The following is a 24,986-nucleotide window of genomic DNA, read 5'->3' on the forward strand; positions in this document are numbered from 1 at the left end:
ACAATACCATTTGTAGAGACGCGATTCATCGCGTCTTGAAAAACCAATTATCTACAATAATAGCTGTTAACTGAATCTATAGAGAATTAAACTAGATTTTGAAATTGCAAATATTTTTTACCTCTCCATTTTTTGCAAAATAGGGATGCTCATTAGGAATCTGGATTGATACATTTAAGATGCTCACAGCCAAAACCTTGAGTCATCATTGCAGATAGCTGTGGAAAAACTTGTTCATCAAAGTTGAGTTCTCGGATGATTTGATCATAGGGTTGCCCCTGCGCTATCCGCTTTGCCATTTCCTGAAACTCTACCCAAGTTAAATTACTCTCAACAAATGCTTTAGCAAGGATAATTACCAGTTCTTCATAATCATTGTCTTCCAATTTTGTCATCATTCGGTGTTCAATGTGAAGCGAATCATCGAAACAGTAATACCAGGATTTCGGTTGCTGCTGAAGTATTCTTCGGAAAAAATCCTGCTGTTTCGAGCGACTAACAGCACCATCTGCTTCACTACATACCATTAATATTGGGGCAGATACACAGTCTTGAGCCTTGTCTAAAACCTGATATCCCAATTCGAGAAATATCCGTAAAGCCTTGAGACGAAAACCTTTATAACCAAAATTCCCAGGTGCATCTTTGTTGAACCATTCAAAGTAAATTGGCAGAATTTTGATGAGTCGATCGAATAGTAAATAGCGGCTACCTAAAAAAGGCGTAAACAATAAAGTGCGGTCAATCTCTTCAGGATGCTCCAAAGCTAACCAAGCAGCTAAAGTTCCACCTGTTGATAATCCACCAATTACAACTTGTTGCCCTAGCGTTTTGGCAATCTGCAACCATTTGATGACAAATTGTTGATAAATCTCAATATCTGTTGGCAAGGGTGGAGGATTTTGCGACTTCCAGTTACCTGAGCGTCCATGACCGGGTTGTAAAGGAATTAGAACGTTATATCCCTTGTTAAAGAAGGCTTTACCAAGCGGCTCGAATTGGTAAGGGCCTGCTGTAAAACCATGCAAAAACAAAAAAACTTTTGACGTGAAGTGAGGATGAATCAAAAATTTAGAACGGCAGGGTTCATTTTTAAGACCTAGTGTGGACTCTAATTGGTGAACTTGCTCTAGAATTTCTACTGTATTTTGAATGCCAACTTTCATTTATGTAATTATTATGTTCATATACATCTAGTAATCCTACTTGAATCCTGCTCAGGATACTGAAAAGGAAATCTTTGTCTGGCAAGCTTTTAAGCAGCTTATTTATTCAAAAATTAAATAGGAATCCTAAATATATGTTACTTTATGAATTAAGTAGTTACTTCGAGTCTAGCAGAGGACATATTGTTGAGTTGCCCTGTCAGAAGTAAGAAATGTTTTAAAGTCGGATGAGTATTCACTCCAAACTAATTTTCCACAACCCATCTAGCGGATTAGACAGTTGGAATTGACTATCATTGCTACCGAGCCAATTATTGTCATACACCAACCCCACACTGAATATTCTATTTAGAGGATATTGTCCTAGTTTTCCAAAACCTTCAATATTCTTTGAGTCAGCGATCGCTCGCTGGTTCAACTGTATAGTTGTTTGGTTGCCGTCGTCAAAGTAAATTGTGGCTCGTTTGTTGTGAAAGCGCACCTGAACTTTGTAGACCCCACCAGTTGCATAGTAATAAGCTGTAGCAGGTAGCTTTTGACCGTCAATATTTTGTCCTTTAAGCTCAACTGCCATAGCAGGACTGCATAGCAGTAACAGGATTGGCAAGACTGATCCTAAAACTTTCATTGGTAGTAACAAACACTTTCAATCAACTACTTTCTACTTTAAAACATAAGTAGAGCGACTTACAGCAGATTTCAAGTTGGTGAAGTACACAAGCTAAGTTTGTTATCCAGATATAAAACGTGTTTACTTCTGAATTCTGAATTCTGCTGTAAGTTTCACAGCCAATGCCAGAAAGTCTTCTTTCCGTACTCTTGTAGAGAGACGCGGTATATCGCGTCTCTACCCTTACTCCCTACTCATGAAATAAATCCAAGTCTGTGACAGCACCAACACTACTAGAGGAAACTAACTTGGCATATTTTGCTAAAATGCCTTTTGTATAACGGGGTGGACGGGGTTGCCATTTGGCGCGGCGACGGGCTAATTCTGCATCAGAAATGTTGATTTGTAACAAGCGAGAATTAGCATCGATAGTGATGCTATCACCTTCTTCGACTAGAGCGATCGCACCACCAACGGCAGCTTCGGGAGCAACGTGTCCGACTACCATCCCATAAGTACCGCCTGAAAAGCGTCCATCAGTAATTAACCCGACTGCATCGCCTAAACCCGCACCAATCAGTGCTGAGGTAGGTGCTAGCATTTCCCGCATACCAGGGCCGCCTTTCGGCCCTTCGTAGCGGACGATAATTACATCACCGGCTTTAATCTTACTTGCAAGGATGGCATCTAAGCATTCTTCCTCGGAATCAAATACCCGTGCAGAACCAGTAATGTTGGGATTTTTCACCCCGGTAATTTTTGCTACTGCTCCCTCTGGAGCGAGATTCCCTTTCAGGATGGCTAAGTGACCTTGGGTATACATCGGGTTATTCCAAGTCCGAATCACATCTTGATTGCTTGGTGGTTCGTCGGGGACATCTGCTAAAATTTCGGCGATGGTTTTACCTGTGATGGTGATACAGTCGCCGTGAAGTAATCCATGCACCAATAGCATTTTCATTACTTGGGGAATCCCACCAGCTTGATGTAAGTCTGTGGCAACATATCTACCACTAGGTTTTAAATCGCATAAAACCGGGACACGATCGCGGATAGTTTCAAAATCATCTAGATTAAGTTCTACACCAGCTGCACGAGCGATCGCTAGAAAATGTAACACGGCGTTAGTTGAACCACCCACAGCCATAATTACAGAAATAGCATTTTCTATAGATTTGCGCGTGATAATCTGCCTGGGTAACAGTTGATTGCGAATTGCTTCTACTAATACCTTGGCTGATTCTTCAGTGCTATCGGCTTTTTCGTCATCTTCCGCCGCCATTGTGGAAGAATAGGGTAAACTCATACCCATCGCTTCAAAGGCCGAGGACATAGTATTGGCTGTGTACATCCCACCGCAAGAACCAGCACCAGGACAAGCGTGGCGTTCTACTTCCATCAGTTCGGTGTCGTCAATTTTTCCAGCACTGTATTCACCCACAGCCTCAAAGGAACTCACAATAGTCAAGTCACGGCTGTTGTAGTGTCCGGGTTTAATTGTCCCACCATAAACAAAGATAGCCGGGATATTCATCCGTGCGATCGCAATCATTGCCCCTGGCATATTTTTATCACAGCCACCGATGGCAATGACACCATCCATACTTTGACCATTACAGACGGTTTCAATGGAGTCAGCAATCACTTCTCGTGACACTAGGGAATATTTCATTCCCTCAGTTCCCATCGAAATCCCATCACTAATAGTAATTGTGCCGAATATTTGCGGCATTGCCCCGGCTAGTTTAATTCCAGCTTCAGCTATGAGTGCTAGTTGATTAATTCCCATGTTACAGGGAGTGATGGTGCTGTAGGCATTAGCCACACCGACAATTGCTTTCTTAAAGTCTTCATCCTGAAAACCTACTGCACGCAGCATAGCCCGATTTGGCGATCGCTGTACTCCTTGTGTAACAGCTTTACTTCTAAAATTCTCTGACGTTGTTTTTTCACTCATTGCTCAGGCCTCAATCAAATCTCTGTACGAGTATGATATGTAGCCTTTTTTGATATGTCCAATATATATTTATTTAAAATTGAGACGTATAAAGTATCAAAAATATGGAACTACGAAATTTGAGCTACTTTATCGTAAGTTCAAGGGTTTAAGACCCCTACATCTATATGTAGCACCAGTTTCAGTCGGGGTTTGTCTTGAGAAATCGCTCCACTTGGGGCTTTGCCCAAGACCGCGTTTCTCGCTAAATCCCCGTCTGAAATGTCTAAAATGTTTGAATATTTCGACAAGCTCAGTACAAGTTTTGAATTTTGAATTTTGAATTGTTAATGCTGTAGCTGAGAAATAACATTTCAGCAGAACTTACACAAACATATAATTTTATTCAGCCATAAATCGAATGGCTATCTGCGTTCATATTACTCACCCACAGAAATTATCAACCCTCAACTCGCGCCACACATCAGAAGGTTGCCAGCCAGAGTTACCAACGGAACGCAAAGGGCGATAGTGTTCCCAGATGTAGTCCGATTCGGATGCTTCAATGTACACAGGTGGATTTGGTTCAACCACCGATTCAGGAATATCTTGACTCTCAGGCATCTCAATGGGTTCAGTCGATGGTGGAGTTACTTCTGTTATCTTGCGAATTGGGTTAGAAGTTTTTTTGATCAGTCGTTGCATATTCATAGTCATGATTTGGCTTTCCACAAGGTAGGATATCCCACAATACAGTAAGTTATCAGAAAATCCGAATATTTTGTTGGTAAAGTTTCAACAACCTTCTTCGTTCAAGCTCCGTTTTTCACTCACAATTGCATTGGTGGGAGTACAAGCCCCTATCAATGCCGTCTTCCCTACCCCCTACACCCTGTTTTTGACATTTTATTACATAGTTAGATTAATTCGTGCCTACCTACTTACTCTGGTCATATATGCTTTACTGACGATACGATCTTCTGGGTTAATAAAACTGAGGTAAACTTTCCATCCATCCGTCACAGAAAAATAGCACTGCCAACTGCAAAAAATGTTTTTTTATAAAGGTTGAAAAGTTTCAGCACTATGGTCTCCTAAAGACCAAGTTAAAATTGCAAAAGGTTTCCCTCCTCAAGAGAGATTGAACAACAAAATTAACTTATTATTTTATCAAAAAAATCATGAATAACATGAAATCATCTAACCAATTTAAACGCAAATTTTCCCATAAAACTGCTGTTAAAACGCTGTTATTTACAATAACACTATTATTTACAATAGTTTTATTAAATCATAGCACTCTTGGAATAAATACTGTCCCTCAAAGCCTGCGTCCTGATATCAAGGTTCGCAATATTATTAATACATCATCAGTATCTCCTTCTGTGCGAATTGCAAAAGATCCACGAAACAATACTCTTTATTACCTCAAACGAAATGGTGAGATTTATCAAGTCAATTTAGCCTCCTCTACTAGAACTCTTGTATACAACTCTAGTAATCATAATTTAAGTGAAACTCAAGGTTTGGCCATTGGCCCTAACGGCACAATTTATTTAGTTGGCAATGCAGACCTAGTGAATAACCAAACTCAAGCTATTATTGTTAAAGGTGTAATTAATTCGAGTACAAAACAGCGTATCTGGTCTATCTTAGCTAAGAGTGAAGCTTATCCCAAAAGCAAAACAGCTTATGACCATCGCTTCAACGGCGTAGTTGTTAGCCTAGATGGTAACTTTATCTATGTGAATAGCGGTTCTCGTACCGATCATGGTGAGGTTCAGTCTGTTGAGGGCCTATATCCCAATACTCGCGAAGTCGGATTAACCGCCTGTATACTCCGTCTTCCTAGTAATGGTAACAATCTCTTTCTGGCAAACAATCGAGCAACTTTAAAGACAGCTGGCTATATTTTTGCAGAAGGAACGCGTAATACTTTCGATATGGCTTTTGCATCCAATGGGGATTTATTTGGCACAGAAAATGGCCCAGATCGCGACATGTCAGAAGAATTAAATTGGCTACGTTTAGGTGGTAATTACGGCTTTCCTTGGCGTATTGGTGGGACAGATAATCCACAACAATTTCCAAATTATAATCCTGCCACTGATCGATTGTTAAGCCCTCAATTTAATGCCATCCAAAAAGGCTACTATCGTAACGATCCAACCTTTCCTATTCGGCCTACTGGAAATTTGATTGAACCAATTCCTAATCTTGGTCCGGACGCAGATAATTACCGCGATCCTGTAGATGGAAAAATCAAAGATGCCAGTGTTCTTGGGCAACCTTTGAGCACTTTTACAACACACCGTTCTCCTTTAGGGTTAGTTTTTGATACGCAAGGGGTAATGAGTCCAGAATTCAATAGAGATGGATTTATGTTGAGTTGGACAGCAGGCGATCCCACTGGCGAAAAACTGATAGGCCCTTTTAAAGATGCCAGCCAAGACCTACTACATTTAAATTTAACTAAAGTAGGAAATACCAACTATAAACTTAATGCTACACGCCTTGTCATAGGTTTTAGTAATCCCATTGATGCTGAGATTATTAGCAATAAGATTTATGTTTTGGAATATGGCGGAAATCAAGGAATTTGGGAAGTCTCTATGCCTACCAAGTAAAGTAAATTGGGTATTTCTGCATTACTTAATCGAAATTAGGCACCCAAGCTATCCTGATTGAAATAAGCTTGTACTCTTGTGTAACGCTTTCTTGCACCCCTAGTCCTAGCATAAGAAACGTTTTTTCACAGCTTTATATAAATTTCTGCGTCTCATTGACTCGTCAAGTAATTTCACCAACCGTCATGATGGAAAATGTCGTGGGCTTTAGTAGTGTTGGCATTCCTAGAGAATTGCATTACGCAAAAAAAGCGATAATGCTATAGTAGGATAGGGAATCCAGTAAGATTTCCCTAAATTTACAGCATTTGAATGTAGAATAGACACTCAAATGTCTGAATAAATAGTTGGAGAGGTGTCCGAGCGGTTCATGGTGACGCACTCGAAATGCGTTTTGGGGAAACCCAACGGGGGTTCGAATCCCCCCCTCTCCGTTCAAAAGATTACTGAAAATTCACTACAATAGACTTCTTGCATAAGTCGGGAAAAGAGGAAAGGGGAAGGGGAAAAGGTACTGCAAAAGTCCCTTTCCCCTTTAACCTTTTCCCTTTTCCCCAAGAGTGCAAAAAGCACAAATGCCAAGAGGTCTAATGTGGCTGAAATTTGCCTACCTTTAGCAAGGATCTTGAGCAACTTGTCTGTTTATTTGGAAGTTAGATAGGATTATCGCTCAATATTTACGTAGTCAAATCTTTGCCAAAAACACTAAAATATACACTGCTAATACATATTTTTGGGATAAACTAATGCCATTGTGTGAGGAGTGAACGATGGTAGATCGCAGCTTGGGGCGAGTATTCTCATTTAGTCTGATTAGTATTTCTTTATATCTGGGTATTAGTATAGGAGTCATTATCCGGCTTGGTTACTCACAGCGATTAAACGCTGCTACTATGCCGAATAAGACTATGCAGTTTCCATTAGCTATTCCTGTTACCCCATCAAAAACACAACAACAAACCTTTCCAAATACTATTACTATCAAAGCCGTTGGAGATATTATTCCCGGCACTAATTTCCCTAACTATAGATTACCTCGTTTTCGAGATCAATTATTACCAAAGTCGGTGAGAACTCACTTGCAAGGATCTGATATCTTGTTTGGGAATTTTGAAAGTAGCCTAACTAATTATCCCTATACTGCCAAAGATATTAGTCGAGGACAAGTCTTTGCTTTTCGCTCTCCACCTGCATACGCCCAACTTTTTGCTGAAGCTGGTTTTAATGTGTTCAATATGGCAAATAACCATGCAATGGACTTCGGCCCGGTAGGATTCAAAGATACAATGAAAAATCTTCAGGCTGTAGGCATTGCAACATTAGGCCATAAAAATCAAATTCTTTATTTAGAAGCTAACAATATCCCTGTGGCAATGATCGGATTTTCTCCTTATGAAATGTATAACTCCATCCATAATTTAAGAGCAGCTAAAGCACTCGTGGCAGAAGCCAAAAATAAAGCCAATATTGTAGTAGTATCGATGCACGCTGGAGCGGAAGGAACGGGGGCACTACACGTTAAGAATCAAACAGAGTTTTTTTATGGAGAAAACCGAGGTAATGCGATCGCGTTTGCTCGAAACATGATTGATGCCGGAGCAGACTTAGTACTAGGACATGGTCCTCACGTTCCCAGAGCGATGGAAATTTATCAGGGAAAAATTATTGCCTATTCTTTAGGAAACTTTTTGGGATATCGGACTTTATCTACAAATGCCCAAACAGGTGACTCCATGATTTTAGAAGTCAAACTCAACTCAGCAGGAGATTTGGTATCAAGTAAAATTATTCCCGTTCGGATGGATCGGCAGGGAATTCCTCATATCGATCGGAGTTTTCAAACTGTAAGACTTATGCGTTATTTGAATAATCAAGCTTTTCCTAAGAATCCGGTGAAGATTAATCAGAAGGGGGAAGTTGTTGTACAGAATAAACTTAATCCTTCCTAAAATAATTCGTAATTCGTAATACTTCGGCTCCCAACTCTTGGAGAGGCTGCGCCAACGACTTCGCTCAGGGCAAGATGCTCAGTACAAGTTCGTAATTTGTAATTAGTTAATAGGAGTCAGCGTGGTGCTGGACTCACTGCGCTGCTTTACCAAAATCCAAAATTGACTAGTTATTGTCATCTTGTGGCTTCTCCTCGAACTTCTGAATATTCTGGGGTTGATTATTAGTCGGTGAATTTTGCTTTTCTAATGTTGGTACTACCACAGCAGAAGGATCTGATTTTTTGGATTCTGTTGGTGGTGCTGGTGGTATAAGTAGAGGTTTTGATGGACTGACGGGTTGAGGAGAGGCAGGATTTTGACTAGAAGCGGGTAAGTTCTTTTGTGGGAATGGCAACGGTGTAGGGGCGGGGGAAGCTTTTCGAGATGAGCGGATTGCCCGTAGTTTCTCCACTAAAGAGGGTGTGGGGGAAACGCTAGGTGAAGGTGTGGATTGTTCGGAATCACCGCTTTGCGATTCTCTTGTAGGGGTACTGCTGGAAGATTCTTCTGGAGAAGAACGACGATTGCGGCGACGCTGCCTGGAATTAGAGACGGGTGCTTTTTCGGTTCTTGAAGTGGTGTTAGTTTCTTCACCTCTGGGTGAAGATGTACTATCAGAATTAGGTGTTTTCGCGGCTGGTTGTTGAGTTGGCTTTTCAACAAGTGGCTTGGCAGTCGGCTGCTGCTGAGATTTGGGTAATATACTGGCGATCCCAAAACCTGCTGTCGCAGCAACTAGGGCTACACCCATACCAATAAATACTTTAGATGACCCCAGCTTTTTAGCCAGTAGAGTTTCCTTAGCCATACCTGGGTTAGGCTGCGCCAACACAGATGGTCTATGAATAGAATTTTGGGTACTTTTCCCAATTAAAGTTGCTGCCTGCTGGGCAGATAAATTGACAGTTGGCACTGCGTAAGTGGGTAAAACTTGCGGTGTTCCATTCACCCCATTTCCAGGTAGCAATTGCAGCCACTCAGCAACTGTCGCTGGCCGAAAACGAGACTCTACCGCCATACCGCGCATTACCGCTTGGTTGACAGCAGCACTCAAATGTGGTTGCAGTTCGCGGGGGGAAGGCATTTGTTCGCGATCGCGCAATAATGCTGGCATGGGAACTTGGGCTGTCAACAGTGCATACAAAGTCGCTGCTAAACCATAAACATCCGTGGCGGGTGTACGCGCCGCTTGCGTCATATACTGCTCAATCGGAGAATAACCCTCAGAAACCAAACCTGTGTGAGTCTGTCTGACACCGCCATTAAATTCCCTGGCAATGCCAAAATCAATTAGGATTACTTCTTGTGTTCCTTGACGAAGAATAATATTATCTGGTTTGACATCGCGGTGTAACAAACCGTTGTTATGTACTACCTGCAACGCTGCCCCAATTTGCCGGATGTAATGAATTGCTGTGGCTTCTGGCAGAGTTATCCCTGGTAAAACAAATGCGTCTCCCAAGGTTTCACCAGGAATGTATTCCATCACCATATAAGGCAGTCCCGCCTCCACAAAAAAGTCACTAACTCGGACTATATTTGGGTGAATACACGTAGCTAATCGTCTGGCTTCATCTTGAAATTGGCGCTCGAATTTGGCAAAATCAGGATGTTGTCGCAGCCGTTCATTGATGGTTTTCATCACTACCTCCTGACCCAAGTAGTGATGCGTAGCTTTAAATGTAATGCCAAAGCCACCCCGCCCTATTTCTTGAATTAGGGTATATTTTCCATCCTGCAAAATTGTGCCTGCTAACATAAAGAGTCCTGAGTCCTGAGTGAGCAGATAAGTACCGAGTCCTGAGTTTTGAGGGATTTCCCAAAAATTTTCCCATATTTTTTTCGGACAGGGTTCTTGCCTGTCTATTTTACGGGATGTAGTTGTTGGAATTCCTAAAGTGAGAAAGACCTCCCCACGATCGCAACAGTTTTATCTTTCTCAGATGATAGCGCGGGAGTGCGGCAAGCTTAAAGCGGAAGAGGAGAAGACGGGCTATTTTTGAAGTTTTATAGAAAATTAGGCGAAAGTTTAGTGTCAAAACAGAATTCAGGAGTCAGAATTCAGAATGAACGATCTACAACTGGCGAATTTTGTGAAGTTTCTGTTTAAACTTACTAGAATCTTGCTTAATTTTGGATTTTAGATGTCTCTGAAATCTAAAATCCAAAATCTAAAATCCAAAATTCTTACAGTTGCCGCACTAATGGCTGACCATCTTTGACTTCGCCAATCAAAACTAAATCGACACAGTTCACAAAGATACCATTTTCCAGAACGCCGGGAATGTTATTCAATGTCTTTTCTAGGCTGACTGGATCTTCAATAGAGTCAAATCTGACATCTAAGACAAAGTTGCCTTGATCGGTGATTACTGGCCCAGCTTTTTTTACACCCATGCGGAGTTCTGGTTTACCACCAAGTTTTTTGATGGCATTGGTGACAGGGGTAATTGCCATTGGAATCACTTCCACGGGCACAGCGAAAGTAGAACCTAAACGGTCTACTAACTTGCCACTGTCTACCACGACGATGAACTGTTCTGCTAGGTAGTCTACGACTTTTTCGCGGGTATGTGCTGCACCACCGCCTTTAATCAAATTCTTCTGCGGATCGACTTCATCTGCACCATCAATGGCAATATCAATGCGATCAATAGCATCCAAGGTGGCGAGAGGGACACCGTACTGCTTCGCTAGCACTTCTGACTGAAACGAGGTAGGTATACCAATGATATCTTTGAGTTCGCCCGACTTGAGGCGATCGCCCAAAAACTGAATCGTATATGCTGTAGTTGACCCCGTACCCAACCCGACAATGGAACCCGACTTTACCAGGGCGGCGGCGGCTTTGCCAACTTCTTGCTTCATCAACTTTACGGGATCTGCTGCTGTCATTCCCAAAACTCCTGAAAAACTGACTATAGTCCATAGTAGTGGGCGGATAACGCCAAAACATCAAAGGAAAAAACAAGTTTTTGCTGATTTCTACTCCCTTGACGATCAAAACCAGCTAACGCACTACGTAATGGGAGCAACATTGCCTAGCCGAAATTCGTCATTAACTAAGATTAAATTTTGCGTTCACCTCAGTAACGTAGTTTTTTCAATTCCCGTTAGCAGCTAAAAGTGGTTATCATGATGCGTCAGCTTTCAATTACTCTATCTTTAATGGCAGTACTACAAAGCTTGCCAGCAATTGCTCAAGTACCAGAATCTACTTCTGGAGTTCCGGCTGATTCCATTCAACAGGTAACTGCTGTCAAATGGATGACAAACTTTCCCGATGGCAAATTTTATCCAGAAAGGTTACTGAGTCGGGCAGAATTAGCCTCGATTATGGTAAAAGCATTTCGTCTAGATAAAAGAGAAGCTGTTAACAAAGAAAATTTAACTATTCCAGATGTTCCTCGTTCTTATTGGGCATTTAATGATATACAGACAGTCCTAAAAACCGACATCATGAAAGGCTATCGGGGCAATGAATTCTTTCCTAACCAAAAAGTGACAAGGGCAGAAGCTCTGGCTATTTTCGCCCAGGCTTATGGTGTATTTCAATTTCCTGATGCTGCTGTCAATGAGATTCTGGCTTCACATCCAGATGAAAAGTCTATCCCAACTTGGGCTAGAAAAGCGATCGCTACAGTAGCTACTGAGGGATTTCTGAATACAGATGCTCAAGGCAATATTTCCCCATTAAAACCCGTAACCCGTGGGGATATGGCTTATGTATTGAGTAAATATTTGCAACGACAACAGCAACAACCCGAAACACCGGAAGTTCCGATAATTCCAAATAGCCCACAATCACCTTAGCTAGACTTTTTCTAGCCGACGTACTTCAAATCAGTTTTGACCCGGATTTTTATACTTGTCTCGAAGTTGGCGAAGAAGATATACGGAATTAGACTGTGTTGGTTGCTGCAAGACATTATTCCCATAATTAGTTTGTGGTAGTTGCGTCGGTTGCTGCAAGCCATAATTTCCATAATTAGATTGTGGTAGTTGCGTCGGTTGCTGCAAGACATTATTCCCATAATTAGTTTGTGGTAGTTGCGTCGGTTGCTGCAAGCCATTATTCCCATAATTAGTTTGTGGTAGTTGCGTCGGTTGCTGCAAGCCATTATTCCCATAACCTACAGAGTTTGTGGGTGTGACAACACTTTGACTTGGATTCTGGCTAGAGTAAGGTACAGTATTACTCGGTGCTACATTAGGCACTACTTGACCGTTATTTAAATAAGTGTAAGGATTTTGCGGTAAGTTTGTACCCGTAGTTAACCCATTATTAGGCAATACCTGACCGTTATTTAAATTACTGTAGGGATTTTGTGGTGAGTTCGTACCTGTTGACGTGTTACCTGTCCCAGCAGTTAACCCAGTGTTTGGTAGAGAATTCTGACTGGTTAAGCTATTGATGGGTGGCATTAGGGTTGTTCCTGAAGCGGAGACTTGCCCCAAGGTATTTGTCTGAGTTGCAGTGGTATCATTCAAGCTAGACAATTTCTGGTTTGTCGATTGATTAAGCGCTGCTTGCAAAGGGTTGATAGAGAGAGAATTTTGATTCTTATTGGTTTGATTATTGAATCCAACACCCAGGCTAGAAGATGTTTGGTCTCCCCCTGTTGGTTCAGATGCCGTATTAAAGGTTTTAAGACCTAGAAACGGGTTACTACTATCAACTGTTCCAGTACGCAATAAATTGTCTGTTTGTTGGACAAAGGGATTTTTCGCGGCTGCGGAAGTATCGCCGTTAACACCTGAACCAGGATTTAATTTGGTATTATTAGCAGACTTTTGTTTGTTAGTTACATCATCTAATAAGCCTTTGCTCTTTTTCGCCTCAGTCTGTTGTTCAGGCGCATTTGCCGTTGATGAGAGAGTTCCTTGCTCAAAGTCATTAAATAAAGCTGGCAGGTTATCAATATCTGCTGCAATCGCTTTGTTTTCTTCTGACAGGGAGGAATCAGCAGACTTTTGTAAAACGACTGGTTTTTTTTGCTTATAAACGAAAATATCTGGATTTGACCAGTATTCCCAGGTTGCTAGCCCAACTACAGATAAAAAAATCGCAGTTCCCCAAAAACCAGGCCGCCCTAGATTCCATAACCTGGCTTTGAGATAGCGTAAGTAAGCGGGAGGATAATGACGATGTGGCATGGGTGCTAAGTGAGATTTACTATAAATTGGTCAAATTCGACGGAAGAGGCATTGCTGTTTGATGTTTTTATTTGCCTGGGAATGAAATGTCTCAACTAAAGTTCGATTGTGATTTCATCGTAACTTCTCAAGAAATTATTAGTCATTAGGAAGTCAAAAATTTACTAATCACTGTTTTAAACTAAACGGTTTAGTCTAAAAATTAATTTTGAGTATCTTAGCTGCGATCGCCCCAACTTCCATTTCGCTATCTTGATTGTCTACAGAACTAGCCTACAGTTAACAGAAGTGGCATCTCTGCGGTGGAAATAGTTGACCGCCATTGACCAAAGCGATCGCCAAGTCTATTTTTTATACCTGATAAAACTTGATTTATGAATTATAACTGTACAGACGGGCTATGACGCTCTTTTAACTTATTCTTTGAATTATGCTATACAAACTCCCTCAACAAAAGCTGTTGAGATGGATTGCATTGTTCCTAATTGGAACATTTCTGCAATTTTTGTTTTACATCCCGACACCAGTCTTATCTCAAAATTCCAATAGCTGTAGCAATATTACAACCCCGCTCACATCTGAAGAACAAACTTATGCTCGTGGGGCTTGGCAGTATTTTGTCAAAAATTATCAGCCAGCAACGGGATTTACCAATTCTACTGGGGGTTATCCTTCAGGTACACTCTGGGATATGGGTAACTACCTGATGGCATTGAATACTGCACGATGGTTGAATCTTACCGATCAAGCAGACTTTGATTCCCGCCTCAATAAGTTTTTGACGACTCTTAGCAGTCTGAAGTTATTTGAAGATGCCTTGCCAAATAAAGTCTATAATGCGGCCACTGCACAGATGGTTGATTATGGCAACAATCCACTAGAGCGGGGTATTGGTTGGTCTGCTTTGGATGTTGGGCGAATACTGGCTGCGTTTGATGTCATCCGTACCTGTCATCCGCAATATAATGACTGGCTCAAAGGAATTATAGCGAAGTGGCAGGTGGCGCGATCGCTCAAAGATGGACAACTTTATGGCGCGACTGTTCTCCCTGACAACAAAACCTTACTGGTGCAAGAAGGACGACTCGGCTACGAAGAATATGGCGCTAGGGGTTATCAACTTTGGGGTTTCTCTGCACCCAAGGCTATTGCTTTAGAACCATTTAAATTGGTCGAAATTAATGGTGTGCAAATCCCTGTTGATACGCGTGACTTTCAAAGCACCAACGCTAATAATTACGTTGTGAGTGAGTCTTATATCCTTGATGGGATTGAATTTGGCTTGCAAGGTGAATTAGCTGATTTTGCTGCTAGGGTTTTAGATGTACAAAAACGGCGTTTTGATACCACAGGTCAGTTAACTGCGGTAACAGAAGATAATATCGACCAAGCACCTTATTTTCTCTACAACACCGTTTACGCCAACGGTACAAATTGGGCAACTATTACCGATACCAATCAACCTTACCCACAGTTTCGCAGCCTCAGTACAAAAGCTGCTTTTGGCTGGCGCTATCTATTTCCAGATAATGCTTATGCCCAAAAAGTTTTTGATGCAGTCAAGGATCTTCGCAGTCCTGATGATAGCGGTTACTATGCTGGCATCTATGAAGAATCAAAACAACCCAACAAAGCTTTAACAGGTAATACGAATGGGTTAATTTTGGAGATTTTATACTACAAAGCTAGGGGAAATCACCCTTTAATTGCTTCCACTTCTGTGAGTGTGTCTACTAGCAAGCCTAGTGAGAATGCTTCTTCTGCACCACCTGTAAATCAACCGAATTCTACTGGCAAACCTAGTGAAAATGCTTCTTCTGCAACACCTGTAAATCAACCGAATTCTCCTGTTACAACTCCGATCGCAACTTCTAAACCTACAGAAGTAGCTGTTGCACCTATTCCACCAGTGGATAGTCCCCAGTCATCATCTAACCTGAAACTAGAGCGATCGCTAACGCCTATTGAACGGCGCTATGCAGAGGCGGCTTGGCGATACTTCCAAGCGAATTATCACGCTAAGAGTGGGCTGATAGACGATCGCAGTGATTTCAAAGGTGCAACCCTCTGGGGATTGGGAGATTATCTTGCAGCACTCCATGCAGCGCGATCGCTCGATACAATTACCCCTAAAGAATTTGACCAGCGCACCCGCCATCTCTTAGGAGCTTTGACAAAGTTACCGTTATTTGCTGGGGAATTGCCAAGTCGGAGTTATGATACGCGATCGCTCCAACCAGTCGATTATGGTGGTAATCCAGTTCCTGAAGGAAACGGTTGGTCAGCTTTAGATTTGGGTAGAATGCTGGCAGCGCTGTACAACTTAAAAAGCTGTCATCCAGAATACACGACTGCGGTAGATAAAATTGTCTTGGATTGGTCATACTTGCGTGTGGTGCGTGAAGGTATTCTCTCCAGTGCCACCGTTACCAAAGAAGAAGATGGGCGATATCTCACCCGCGTTAACCCCGAAATCCGCTTGGGTTATGAGGAATATGCCGCTCGTGCTTTTCAATTATGGGGGTTTAATCTCGATCGTTCTGCTGTTGGGGGTGAATATCAAACTGCCTCAGTGGAGGGATTGAAAGTCCCAATTCAACGCCATCGCACAGATACTAACTCCAAAGTTAACCAATATACAGTTAGCAATCCTTTTGTACTCTATGCATTGGAGTTTGGATTAGATCCAAAAATGCGATCGCTCTTTGAACCAATTTTTCAAGCACAAGCTGAACGTTACCGTCGCACAGGCACGCTCACAGCCTCAGCCACTACCTTAATCGATCGTAAACCTTACACTGTCCACAGTACAATTACTGGACAAGGGGAGGCTTGGGTAGCTTTAGGAGATGATGGTCAACCACTACCAAAGGGGCGATTGGTAAGTACAGCAGTAGCTTTTGCCTATAATGCTCTGCTTCCAGACAATAAGTATAGTCAACAGTTACAAGAAGGAACGACTGACTTATATAATCCATTAATTGGATTTTATGAGGGCTTCTACGAAACCACCGGCAAAACAGCAGTTGGTTTCACCAGCAGCACCAACAGTATGATTTTGCAATCCTTACTATACAATGTGACAAATCGACAACCCTTAATTCGTCCGATTACTACTACGAACTCCCTTTGGTGGCAGACAGTTGCTAAGGGAAATTCTGGGCGAGGTCTACCAAACAGCGCCACACAACAAACCAAGTTAACTTCTGATAGTTCTGGAAGTTACTGGGTTTCAGATAGTGAAAAAACTCACCTAGTAACTGGCACAAAATAACATAACCAAAACCCTGATTTTCAGGTAGGGGCAATTCATAAAATTGCCCCTAGAGTGTGTAGTTTTGTATAAGTCCTAGTAATCCAAAATCCTTGTGATACGTAGCAATGCTACGTCTCTACATCTAGATTTGTAGCTGAATTCAGCAACGCCAATTTTGGCTCGCTCGAGAAAATTTGTTAGTCGCAAATTTAACTAGGGAATACTTATTTTGATGAGGATGCAGATACATTAACTATTGGTACTAAGATGGCTTCAGTTTCTCTAACAAACTTTCCTGGTAACAGCCGCTCATTACTCAAAAAAAGAACGCTGTTATTTCGTTATCTAGCAGAAATCAATTTAATTTTTGGTATCTGGTATTTGCAATGGCGCGTCACTCATTCGATCAATTTTGATGCCCTCTGGATTTCTATTCCTTTGCTGATAGCCGAGATTTACAGTTATTTCGGTGGCGTTATGTTTGTAATTGGGTTGTGGCGACCTTTAGTCAGACAAATTAAGTCTCTCGACCAGATGACCCCACCTATACCCAAAGCCGACTGGCCAACAGTGGATGTATTTGTCACCTGCTACAATGAGCCGCCGGAAATTGTCGAAGAAACTGCCAAAGCTGCCTTAGCAATGGATTATCCGCCCATCAAGTTACGCGTTTATGTGCTGGATGATGGCAATTCGGCTGATATACGAGCGATGACAGAAAAATTGTGTATTCAAGATTTGCAGTCACCACAATTACAGCTAGAAGCGGAACGGATTGATGCAGAACATGCTGGATTGTTGGAGCGTTTGAAGCAACTGGAAAATCTGACACCTAATACTCAAGCCGCCGAACAATGGCTGCAAACATCATCAGAATCAGTGGGAAACCAGCCTGCGGTTGGATTTGTGCAAAGTTTGCGATCGCTGATTCTTTGGCTACCTCCGATTCATCAAAGTATTAGCGATTCTTCGACAAAGACGCTACGCGATCGCTTAATTATTGAACGGAAAGCTTTAGAAGAAGCTATTTACAAAAAAGAACTAGAACTAGTTGAACTCGCTCGTTTTCGTTACATTGCTCGTCCGAAGACCCCTGGTGTTGCACATCATGCCAAAGCAGGCAACATCAATTATGCAATTTTTTCTGGAGAAACGTCAGGAAATTTTATTGTTACTCTAGATGCTGACCACATTCCCAAGCGAAATTTTCTCAAGCGAGTTCTGCCTTATTTTTACACCTATAATCTTTTAATCGGAAAATACGAACAGAATCAAATTGCTTTTGTACAGACCCGCCAAGATTTTTACAATATTCCTCCAGGCGATCCTTTTGGACATCGAGCAAATTTATTTTATGGGCCACTTCAACAAGGTAAAGATGGCATGAATGCTGCGTTTTATACGGGCACAAATGCGATTCTCAGACGTGAAGCATTAGTTAGTGTAGGACTGCAAAACTTTGCTGATGAATTTGCCAAAGATGAAAAACGTTTAGATGAATTTGATTTAGTTGGTGGGGTATCCAGTAATAGCATTACGGAAGATATGAATACAGCCATGCGTCTGCATAGTGCTGGCTGGAAATCTATTTACCACAATGAACTTTTGGCAGAAGGTTTAGCACCAGACGATCTCAGTTCTACTCTAAAACAGCGGTTACGTTGGGCACAAGGAACTATCCAAGTGCTAGTGAGGGAAAATCCACTGACAAAATCAGGGCTAACGTTTTGGCAAAGGTTGCAATATTTCAAGACGATGTATAGTTATTTCTCTGGTTTTGCAACTCTGGTTTTTATTTCTTGTCCAATTATTTATTTTTTTACGGACATTGTTCCAGTTAGAAGCTACGGAGCTGACTTTGCCATACACTTTTTCCCAGCTTTTATTATTAACCGTCTGACTTTCCTTACAGCTACTTGGGGCATTCCAGCTAGAGAAGTATGGCGTTCTGAACAATATGCGATCGCTTTATTTCCCTTATTAATTCAAGCTGTATGGAGTGTGTTTACAGGACAAAAACTCAATTTCCAAGTCACACCTAAGCAGCGGCAATCCGGGATTTATCTCCGGCTTGTTTGGCCGCAGTTGGTTGTTTTTATCCTTACCATCTTGGGGATGTTATGGAGCCTTTACCAATTCGCTATTGGCCATTTAAATAATCCTGATGTTCACCTGCTTAATGGTGCATGGGCTATTTATAATTTATTACTTTTGTGGGCGATCATCCGCGCATCTGTTTGGCAGCCTCCAAAAGAGGTTTAAAAGTTAAGTAAGAGGAGTGAGCAAAAGGAAGATGACTACTGACTTATAAATTCAGCCTAGAAAAAAACAGCTATGAACACTCATTCAGACTCAAAAAACTTTGGTCAGCGAACTGTTTTAACAATTTATGCTCATGCTGATGATGAAGTTCTACCTGCTGCTGGTACTCTCAGTCTGATGTCTAAGGCAGGATGGAATGTTCGTTGCTTAATTTTGACTGATGGTGGTCTTTCTAGTTCGCCTGTTAAGGGTACACGTCATCAAGAAGCGGATGCGGCTGGTAAAATCATCGGTGCAACTTATGAGTTTCATACACTTGAGGAGTGCAATTTCTCCACACAAGCAGTGATTAAAGTTACTGAAGAAGCTCTTGGGCGTTGGCAACCGGATCTGATTATTACTCACGCACCACAACCTGAAAAATATGGGCATAGAGATCATGAAGTGTGTGCGATCGCAGTTTCTAATGTTGCTACCCGCAAAAATATACCCTTGTGGTATTCAGCACCACCTGTTTTTTTGCGTGGTTTTGAACCCAACTTTTTTGTAGATATAACTTCTGTAATTGAGGAAAAAGTTGCAGCGATTGGTTGTTATGAATCAGAGTTAAATAAAGCATTTATGCAACTTGATGCCATACTTGTTCTGTCTCGTTTCTGGGCACGTGAGTTAGGTCAAAAAGACGGCTATTTTGAAGCTTTTGAAATTTCTCGGCAATGGGTTGATGCTAGCTTTTTTATGGCAATCGCAAATAACAGTCATCAGCAAGTAGTAAAACCAAGCTAATTACAGAGTTTCTCTATTGCGGTTTACCTTAATTCAATGCCAAAATATAACTACAGAATAGGAAAAAAAACCATGAATTTGAGCGTGAAAGTACTAGAGATATCTGGAATTTTAGATGGTATTAGAGGAAATGAATTACGTCGTGAAGTTAGTAGTATGCTGGCAAATGGCGCTGATATTTTGTTAATTGATATGAAAGAAGTAAAGTTTATTGATAGCTCTGGTTTAGGTGCTTTAGTATCAGCAATGCAAATGGTACGAACTGCTAAAGCTAAACTGTTTGTTTGTTCAATAAGCGATCAAGTTAGAATGTTGTTTGAACTAACTAAAATGGATAGAATTTTTCAAACATTTGCTGACAAAGATGACTTTTATCGTCAAGTATTAGCAACACAATAAGCTATTAAGCAATTCAAATCTAAGTATGCATAACTGACTATTTTAACCAAAGTTAACTTTGACTAAAGATAAGTCATCATCAAGATTATCTTGAGTTTTTAAGGTGAGAATTTTTGCTAATAGTTGATTGAGGTTACAGGTATTCTGACTATATTTGGTTAGTAAGTCAATGAATGCATCAATCCCCCAAATTTTACCATCTGACTGATTAATTTCATAAACACCATCACTAAAAATGTATAAAGTGCTGTTTTCTTCAACCTGAAAAACAGCATCCTCAAATTTAACTTCAGGTAAAAAGCCAATTGGTAAATCTAAAGAAGTTAGCTGTTTAATTTCGATGTTGTTTGTGGAGGTATTAGATAACAGTAAAGCTGGTGGATGTCCGGCGTTGGCATAAATGAGTTGACGTTTAAGGCGGTGATAAACTCCATACCAGATTGTAAAGTATTTATCACCGTGCTTACTCATTTGGAAGGCATGATTGAGAGCTTTTAGGACTTCACTTGGTTGACAAAAGTTAGTGTTTGGTAGAGATTGCGATCGCAAAACATTCTGTACGGATACCGATAGGAGGGCTGAACCCACCCCATGACCAGATACATCTAACAAATAAATTGCCAAATGATCCTCGTCAATCCAATAATGGTCAAAGCAATCACCCCCTAGCTGCGCTGAGGGAATAAATAGATTTTCTGTAGTTACTGCTCCTACAAGGGGTGAGGGTAAAAGCGATCGCACATAATCAGCGGCCTCAGCCAATTCGGCTTCCAAAATTTGCTTTTGAGTTTGCAAATCCTGATTGAGTGTCTCCAAAGCTTGCTTTTGACTTTGCAAATCCTGATTTAGCTGGTGTAACCTTAGTCCTGCTCTTACCCGTGCTTTCAATTCATTCATCTCTATTGGTTTGGAGATAAACTCATCCGCTCCTGCATCAAGTCCTCTAACTCTATCTTCCTCCTCTCCTCGAGCTGCTCCCCTAGCTGTCAATAGAATAAAAAAAGTAGTTGCCAATTCTGGATCTGTTCTAATTCGACGACACACTTCTAACCCATCTACCTGTGACATCATCCAATCACAGATAATCAGGGCAGGATGTAGCAGTTGTGCTTGGATAATTCCTTCTTCACCATTGCTAGCTACAGTAGTCTCATAACCCTGCCTTTGGAGTGTGCTTTTCAGTACTGCTCGCACTGTCGGGTCATCATCAATAACTAGAATTTTAAACATAAATTACAATTTACTAAGTAAAATGATTGATAAATAGTTGCTTTAATTTAAGTTATATGCAATTTAGTTTTTAATGTATAGTAAAAATACTCAAATTAAATAAACTAATTAACGAATATGATAATTTCACGATATTTTCTTAGTTAAGAAGTGAATAATAAAATTTATCTCAAAGTCAACACAGATTTGACAGTTTCACCTCAAGTTTTGTCTTGGTTCGAGCAGATGAATCAACCACCTATTCCCGATAAACAAATTTGGTGGCAATGTCAAACACTGATGATGGAAGGCTTTACTAACATTGTCGAACATGCTCACAAAAACTTACCTATTGAAACTCCAATTGAGATGGAAGCTGTGCGGTTAGATGAATACATAGAAATTCGCATCTGGTCTCAAGGTGAACCATTTGACTTAGAACAGCAATTGCGCCAAACATCTGAATTTGAGGATAACAATCGAGAGCGCGGCCGGGGTTTAAAAATTATGTCCGCCATTGCCGACAAATTAAGTTATGATCTGACAGTAGATAATCGTTACTGTTTATTTATTAGTAAATCTTACAAAAAATGCCTATGATTGCAGTAGGGAGATCGTGACTACTGACTGATGATTAAAAAATCTTGGATGCGTTTAATAAAATCTTCTAACTCTACAATTAAGTTAATAGTACCTTGACGCTCTTGGTCGATCGCTAATTGTTCTAGTTTTTCTGCTGCCAGATACATAGTTGTAACTCCTATATTGGCACTAGAACCTTTAATTTGATGGACTTGAAGCGCTATTTGCTCAAAGTCACAAGCTGCGATCGCTATTTTAATGACCTCTAAACGAGGTTGAATATCTTCAACAAATATTTGTAGTAGTTCTAATTCAAATTCTCGGTTATTTTCTGAAAGTTGATGCAAGCGTTCCCAATCAATTGGGAGGTCAACTGAGCCAACATTTGTTGTCGAAACTGTCTGCTTTGTGGCAGTTGTTTCTTTTGCTTTGAATATTACATTTCCCCAATACTCTAACGTCGCGGCTAAATTTTCTTTCATCACCGGTTTGCTCAAATAGTCGTCCATTCCAGCATCTAAACACATTTGTTTGTCTTGTTTCATTGCATTAGCTGTCATTGCAATTACTACAGGACGACGACCACTAGCAAAGCTGCTTTCTTGCCAACGATGAATTCGTTTTGTGGTTTCTAAACCGTCAAGAATCGGCATTTGACAATCCATCAGAATTAAATCATAAGGAATTTTTTCTAATAGTTGCAACGCTTCTTTTCCATTATTAGCAATATCAGCACTGTAGCCGAGACTTTTGAGTTGCTTCAAGGCTATTTTCTGATTTATCAGATTATCTTCAGTTAAAAGAATTCTTAAATTATATAGGTCACGAGACGGGGAAGAAGACGCGGGGACGCTTAATAACTCTTGACTTCTGAACGCCAGTTGCTCCACTTGTGAAGACTCGATCGCTTTTGGTATCTCCTGTTGGGAGAAGACCATACTGGCTCCTGCTGACTCCTCTGGAATAACAGAAGCGGCAATCGTAAAGTAAAATGTACTACCTGCATTCAGCTCACTTTCAACCCAAATTCTGCCACCCATTAACTCGCACAGTTGCTTACAGATAGCAAGACCTAAGCCAGTACCGCCATACTGTCGAGTAATGGAGGAGTTAACTTGACTAAAAGCTTTAAATAAACGCTCTCGGCGATCGCGTGGAATTCCAATGCCTGTATCTTTAATACTAAACTGAATTTCGTTAGTATTTGCAGCAGAATGATTAATATCGCTATTTTTGCGGGTTATAACTGAGACTTCTATACTTCCAGTTTCGGTAAATTTAATTGCATTACTGATTAAATTAATCAAGACTTGGCGCAGTCTGGTGATATCTCCCACAATCGTAGTAGGAAGTTGAGGACTATCTAAAAATGTGAGTTTTAAACCTTTTTCTCTAGCTGTAGGTGCAAGTAGATAAAGAGCCTCATGAATGCAATTTCGCAAAGCAAAAGGTTCCTCTTCGAGTTCTAAGTTACCCGATTGGATTTTAGAGAAGTCAAGGAAATCGTTAATAATTTTGAGTAAGGAATTTCCACTGGTGTAAATGGTTTCAACAAAATCTTGCTGTTCAGCAGTCAATTCAGTATATTGCAACAAACCGGCCATACCAATTACCGATGCGATGGGAGTCCGAACTTCATGGCCAATCATTGCTAAGAATTCCTGTTTAGCAAGTTCTGCCTGCTTTCGTTCAGTCATGTCTCGCAAAATGTAAACATAACCTTGAAAATGTTCAATTTCTGTCTTGACAATTGAGGATGAAAAAGCTACGGGAATTGTTTTACCACTTTTGGTATAACAAACGGTTTCTACTTCTTTTACTAAAAAATTGATGTCTTGACTGTGGAATATATCAATATCATCAACTATCAATGGATATTTATTGGCTTCTCCAATAACTTTTGCGATCGGTTGACCGATGAGTTCTATTTCGTTGTATTGCAATAAGATTTGTGCGGCATAATTCATTTTTTTGATCTCGCCTGATAGCGTTGTCACTAACAAGGCATCCGCCATTGATGTCACAATTTGGTCAATGTATTGTTTAGAAGCCTTTAAGTTGCGTAATAAAAGATTTGCTTCATTTGCACCTTGAAATAAAGATTGCTCAAGTACCATCCGTTCTGTCACGTCTTTGACAACAATGGTTAGTCGATTCCTAGAATGGTCTTCTTGGAGATTATTAGTAATACGAATATCAATATATAAAGGAGAAGATGTATCTGGCGATCGCATAATTCCTTTTAATTCAAAATTATCTTGTTCTCCCTGGAGAATTGCATCACAAACATCTTCTAGTCCCTCTAATTCTGGAAACACAATCCGAACATCCTGACCTAGCTTTACTTCATTAGGAAGCTCGGCAAAATGATTTAATCCCAAAGATATCTCTAAAATTTTGAAGTTTTCATCAATTATCAAATATTCAATCCCACATACAGCTAATAGGTTTGTAAAAAATGAATTCATCTTAATTAAATTAAACGAGTGGCTAAAGCTTGAAATATTTTATCAACATTATTACCAGTTTTAGCTGAGGTTACATAAGTGTCTAATATATTAGCTTGATTAGTAAATTGATGCATTTGCCGAATTTTTTCTAAATATTCGGCTGCAATCATATCTGATTTGTTCAGTGCAACAACAATATAGCTGTTAGGATTAACAGCTAAAAAAGTTTGAATATGCTCTTGGATATGATTGAGGGTTTCTGCTTGTGTCACATCACCGACTATCACAGCACCTTTAGAACCTTGAAAATAATTTTTAGCAACTGCTTTAAACTTATTACTACCTTCAATATCCCAAATAATTAACTGTAATTTTTGTTCAACAAGTAGCTCTTCTTTTGAAAAAACAACCAATTTACGAGAGATTTTTACTCCTACAGTTGAAAGGTATTGATCGCTAAACTGGCACTCTACAAATTGGCGAATCAGACTAGTTTTACCAACACCAAAATCACCAAATAAGCATATTTTTTTAGAGATTGTAGACATAGTTGAA

General features: G+C 40.6%; 18 protein-coding genes, 1 tRNA gene and 1 pseudogene. 9 read left to right on the top strand and 11 right to left on the bottom strand.

Going from position 1 to position 24,986, the window contains the following annotated elements; translation table 11 throughout:
- Nucleotides 1-152: 152 nt before the first annotated feature.
- The 5 genes and pseudogenes from ACR5KR_RS06930 to ACR5KR_RS06950 form a co-directional block, all read right to left on the bottom strand.
- The gene (locus tag ACR5KR_RS06930) at nucleotides 153-1,166 is read right to left on the bottom strand and encodes an alpha/beta hydrolase (protein ID WP_448265942.1); all 1,014 of its coding nucleotides are present in this window, start codon (nucleotides 1,164-1,166) and stop codon (nucleotides 153-155) included.
- Nucleotides 1,167-1,401: 235 nt separating this feature from the next.
- Nucleotides 1,402-1,740, bottom strand: coding sequence for a hypothetical protein (locus ACR5KR_RS06935; RefSeq protein ID WP_445627184.1), 339 nt, complete (start codon nucleotides 1,738-1,740; stop codon nucleotides 1,402-1,404).
- A gap of 286 nt (nucleotides 1,741-2,026) precedes the next feature.
- A complete protein-coding gene (gene ilvD, locus ACR5KR_RS06940) occupies nucleotides 2,027-3,733 on the bottom strand; it encodes a dihydroxy-acid dehydratase (protein WP_448265943.1) in 1,707 nt (568 codons plus the stop codon).
- Nucleotides 3,734-4,156: 423 nt separating this feature from the next.
- A complete protein-coding gene (locus tag ACR5KR_RS06945; RefSeq protein ID WP_322702298.1) occupies nucleotides 4,157-4,429 on the bottom strand; it encodes a hypothetical protein in 273 nt (90 codons plus the stop codon).
- A 225-nt stretch (nucleotides 4,430-4,654) separates the two neighbouring features.
- A pseudogene (locus ACR5KR_RS06950) lies at nucleotides 4,655-4,825 on the bottom strand (IS1 family transposase); the annotation flags it as partial.
- Nucleotides 4,826-4,893: 68 nt separating this feature from the next.
- Here ACR5KR_RS06950 and ACR5KR_RS06955 point away from each other — a divergent pair.
- The 3 genes from ACR5KR_RS06955 (at nucleotide 4,894) to ACR5KR_RS06965 (ending at nucleotide 8,288) form a co-directional block, all read left to right on the top strand.
- A complete protein-coding gene (locus tag ACR5KR_RS06955; RefSeq protein WP_448265944.1) occupies nucleotides 4,894-6,339 on the top strand; it encodes a PQQ-dependent sugar dehydrogenase in 1,446 nt (481 codons plus the stop codon).
- A gap of 349 nt (nucleotides 6,340-6,688) precedes the next feature.
- Nucleotides 6,689-6,773: transfer RNA gene (locus ACR5KR_RS06960), tRNA-Ser, on the top strand.
- Nucleotides 6,774-7,109: 336 nt separating this feature from the next.
- Nucleotides 7,110-8,288 carry a CapA family protein gene (locus ACR5KR_RS06965; RefSeq protein WP_448265945.1) on the top strand — a complete coding sequence of 393 codons (1,179 nt, stop codon included), beginning with the start codon at nucleotides 7,110-7,112 and terminating at the stop codon, nucleotides 8,286-8,288.
- A 166-nt stretch (nucleotides 8,289-8,454) separates the two neighbouring features.
- On the opposite strand, the gene ACR5KR_RS06970 is transcribed toward ACR5KR_RS06965, so the two are convergent.
- Both ACR5KR_RS06970 and rpiA read right to left on the bottom strand, forming a co-directional pair.
- Nucleotides 8,455-10,089 carry a protein kinase domain-containing protein gene (locus ACR5KR_RS06970; RefSeq protein ID WP_448265947.1) on the bottom strand — a complete coding sequence of 545 codons (1,635 nt, stop codon included), beginning with the start codon at nucleotides 10,087-10,089 and terminating at the stop codon, nucleotides 8,455-8,457.
- Between the two features lie 428 nt (nucleotides 10,090-10,517).
- Nucleotides 10,518-11,225 (bottom strand): ribose-5-phosphate isomerase RpiA, encoded by a 708-nt coding sequence (gene rpiA, locus ACR5KR_RS06975; protein ID WP_448265948.1) that lies wholly within the window; start codon nucleotides 11,223-11,225, stop codon nucleotides 10,518-10,520.
- A gap of 243 nt (nucleotides 11,226-11,468) precedes the next feature.
- Between rpiA and ACR5KR_RS06980 the strand changes: the two genes are divergently transcribed.
- Nucleotides 11,469-12,143, top strand: coding sequence for an S-layer homology domain-containing protein (locus ACR5KR_RS06980; protein WP_448270121.1), 675 nt, complete (start codon nucleotides 11,469-11,471; stop codon nucleotides 12,141-12,143).
- 30 nt (nucleotides 12,144-12,173) lie between these two features.
- Here the strand turns inward: ACR5KR_RS06980 and ACR5KR_RS06985 are convergent, their stop codons facing one another.
- Nucleotides 12,174-13,487, bottom strand: coding sequence for a hypothetical protein (locus tag ACR5KR_RS06985; protein WP_448265949.1), 1,314 nt, complete (start codon nucleotides 13,485-13,487; stop codon nucleotides 12,174-12,176).
- A 430-nt stretch (nucleotides 13,488-13,917) separates the two neighbouring features.
- On the opposite strand from ACR5KR_RS06985, the gene ACR5KR_RS06990 reads away from it, so the two are divergent.
- The 4 genes from ACR5KR_RS06990 to ACR5KR_RS07005 all read left to right on the top strand — a co-directional run bounded on the left by ACR5KR_RS06990 (nucleotide 13,918) and on the right by ACR5KR_RS07005 (nucleotide 20,190).
- Entirely contained in the window at nucleotides 13,918-16,761 is a 2,844-nt protein-coding gene (locus ACR5KR_RS06990) for a DUF3131 domain-containing protein (RefSeq protein ID WP_448265950.1), read from the top strand.
- A 249-nt stretch (nucleotides 16,762-17,010) separates the two neighbouring features.
- Nucleotides 17,011-19,005, top strand: coding sequence for a glycosyltransferase (locus tag ACR5KR_RS06995; RefSeq protein WP_448265951.1), 1,995 nt, complete (start codon nucleotides 17,011-17,013; stop codon nucleotides 19,003-19,005).
- Between the two features lie 72 nt (nucleotides 19,006-19,077).
- Nucleotides 19,078-19,791: a PIG-L deacetylase family protein gene (locus ACR5KR_RS07000; RefSeq protein ID WP_445627174.1), complete on the top strand. Its 714-nt coding sequence runs from the start codon at nucleotides 19,078-19,080 to the stop codon at nucleotides 19,789-19,791.
- 72 nt (nucleotides 19,792-19,863) lie between these two features.
- The gene (locus tag ACR5KR_RS07005; protein WP_322704042.1) at nucleotides 19,864-20,190 is read left to right on the top strand and encodes an STAS domain-containing protein; all 327 of its coding nucleotides are present in this window, start codon (nucleotides 19,864-19,866) and stop codon (nucleotides 20,188-20,190) included.
- Between the two features lie 42 nt (nucleotides 20,191-20,232).
- Here the strand turns inward: ACR5KR_RS07005 and ACR5KR_RS07010 are convergent, their stop codons facing one another.
- Nucleotides 20,233-21,420 (bottom strand): SpoIIE family protein phosphatase, encoded by a 1,188-nt coding sequence (locus ACR5KR_RS07010; RefSeq protein WP_448265952.1) that lies wholly within the window; start codon nucleotides 21,418-21,420, stop codon nucleotides 20,233-20,235.
- Between the two features lie 150 nt (nucleotides 21,421-21,570).
- Between ACR5KR_RS07010 and ACR5KR_RS07015 the strand changes: the two genes are divergently transcribed.
- Entirely contained in the window at nucleotides 21,571-21,999 is a 429-nt protein-coding gene (locus tag ACR5KR_RS07015; protein ID WP_448265953.1) for an ATP-binding protein, read from the top strand.
- Nucleotides 22,000-22,019: 20 nt separating this feature from the next.
- Here ACR5KR_RS07015 and ACR5KR_RS07020 read toward each other — a convergent pair whose 3' ends face one another.
- A complete protein-coding gene (locus ACR5KR_RS07020; protein WP_448265954.1) occupies nucleotides 22,020-24,449 on the bottom strand; it encodes an ATP-binding protein in 2,430 nt (809 codons plus the stop codon).
- A gap of 5 nt (nucleotides 24,450-24,454) precedes the next feature.
- Nucleotides 24,455-24,979 carry a Rab family GTPase gene (locus tag ACR5KR_RS07025; protein WP_448265955.1) on the bottom strand — a complete coding sequence of 175 codons (525 nt, stop codon included), beginning with the start codon at nucleotides 24,977-24,979 and terminating at the stop codon, nucleotides 24,455-24,457.
- Nucleotides 24,980-24,986 lie beyond the last annotated feature (7 nt).

This window comes from Nostoc sp. DSM 114159 (assembly GCF_053470285.1).

Excerpts from the sequence above, each read along its gene's own strand:
- ACR5KR_RS06985 (WP_448265949.1), bottom strand. The coding sequence starts at position 13,487 with ATGCCACATCGTCATTATCCTCCCGCTTACTTACGCTATCTCAAAGCC.
- ACR5KR_RS06955 (WP_448265944.1), top strand. The coding sequence starts at position 4,894 with ATGAATAACATGAAATCATCTAACCAATTTAAACGCAAATTTTCCCAT.
- ACR5KR_RS07025 (WP_448265955.1), bottom strand. The coding sequence starts at position 24,979 with ATGTCTACAATCTCTAAAAAAATATGCTTATTTGGTGATTTTGGTGTT.
- rpiA (WP_448265948.1), bottom strand. The coding sequence starts at position 11,225 with ATGACAGCAGCAGATCCCGTAAAGTTGATGAAGCAAGAAGTTGGCAAA.
- ACR5KR_RS06980 (WP_448270121.1), top strand. The coding sequence starts at position 11,469 with ATGCGTCAGCTTTCAATTACTCTATCTTTAATGGCAGTACTACAAAGC.
- ACR5KR_RS06965 (WP_448265945.1), top strand. The coding sequence starts at position 7,110 with ATGGTAGATCGCAGCTTGGGGCGAGTATTCTCATTTAGTCTGATTAGT.
- ilvD (WP_448265943.1), bottom strand. The coding sequence starts at position 3,733 with ATGAGTGAAAAAACAACGTCAGAGAATTTTAGAAGTAAAGCTGTTACA.
- ACR5KR_RS07010 (WP_448265952.1), bottom strand. The coding sequence starts at position 21,420 with ATGTTTAAAATTCTAGTTATTGATGATGACCCGACAGTGCGAGCAGTA.
- ACR5KR_RS06995 (WP_448265951.1), top strand. The coding sequence starts at position 17,011 with ATGGCTTCAGTTTCTCTAACAAACTTTCCTGGTAACAGCCGCTCATTA.
- ACR5KR_RS06935 (WP_445627184.1), bottom strand. The coding sequence starts at position 1,740 with ATGGCAGTTGAGCTTAAAGGACAAAATATTGACGGTCAAAAGCTACCT.
- ACR5KR_RS06970 (WP_448265947.1), bottom strand. The coding sequence starts at position 10,089 with ATGTTAGCAGGCACAATTTTGCAGGATGGAAAATATACCCTAATTCAA.
- ACR5KR_RS07020 (WP_448265954.1), bottom strand. The coding sequence starts at position 24,449 with ATGAATTCATTTTTTACAAACCTATTAGCTGTATGTGGGATTGAATAT.
- ACR5KR_RS06990 (WP_448265950.1), top strand. The coding sequence starts at position 13,918 with ATGCTATACAAACTCCCTCAACAAAAGCTGTTGAGATGGATTGCATTG.
- ACR5KR_RS07000 (WP_445627174.1), top strand. The coding sequence starts at position 19,078 with ATGAACACTCATTCAGACTCAAAAAACTTTGGTCAGCGAACTGTTTTA.
- ACR5KR_RS07005 (WP_322704042.1), top strand. The coding sequence starts at position 19,864 with ATGAATTTGAGCGTGAAAGTACTAGAGATATCTGGAATTTTAGATGGT.
- ACR5KR_RS06945 (WP_322702298.1), bottom strand. The coding sequence starts at position 4,429 with ATGACTATGAATATGCAACGACTGATCAAAAAAACTTCTAACCCAATT.
- ACR5KR_RS06930 (WP_448265942.1), bottom strand. The coding sequence starts at position 1,166 with ATGAAAGTTGGCATTCAAAATACAGTAGAAATTCTAGAGCAAGTTCAC.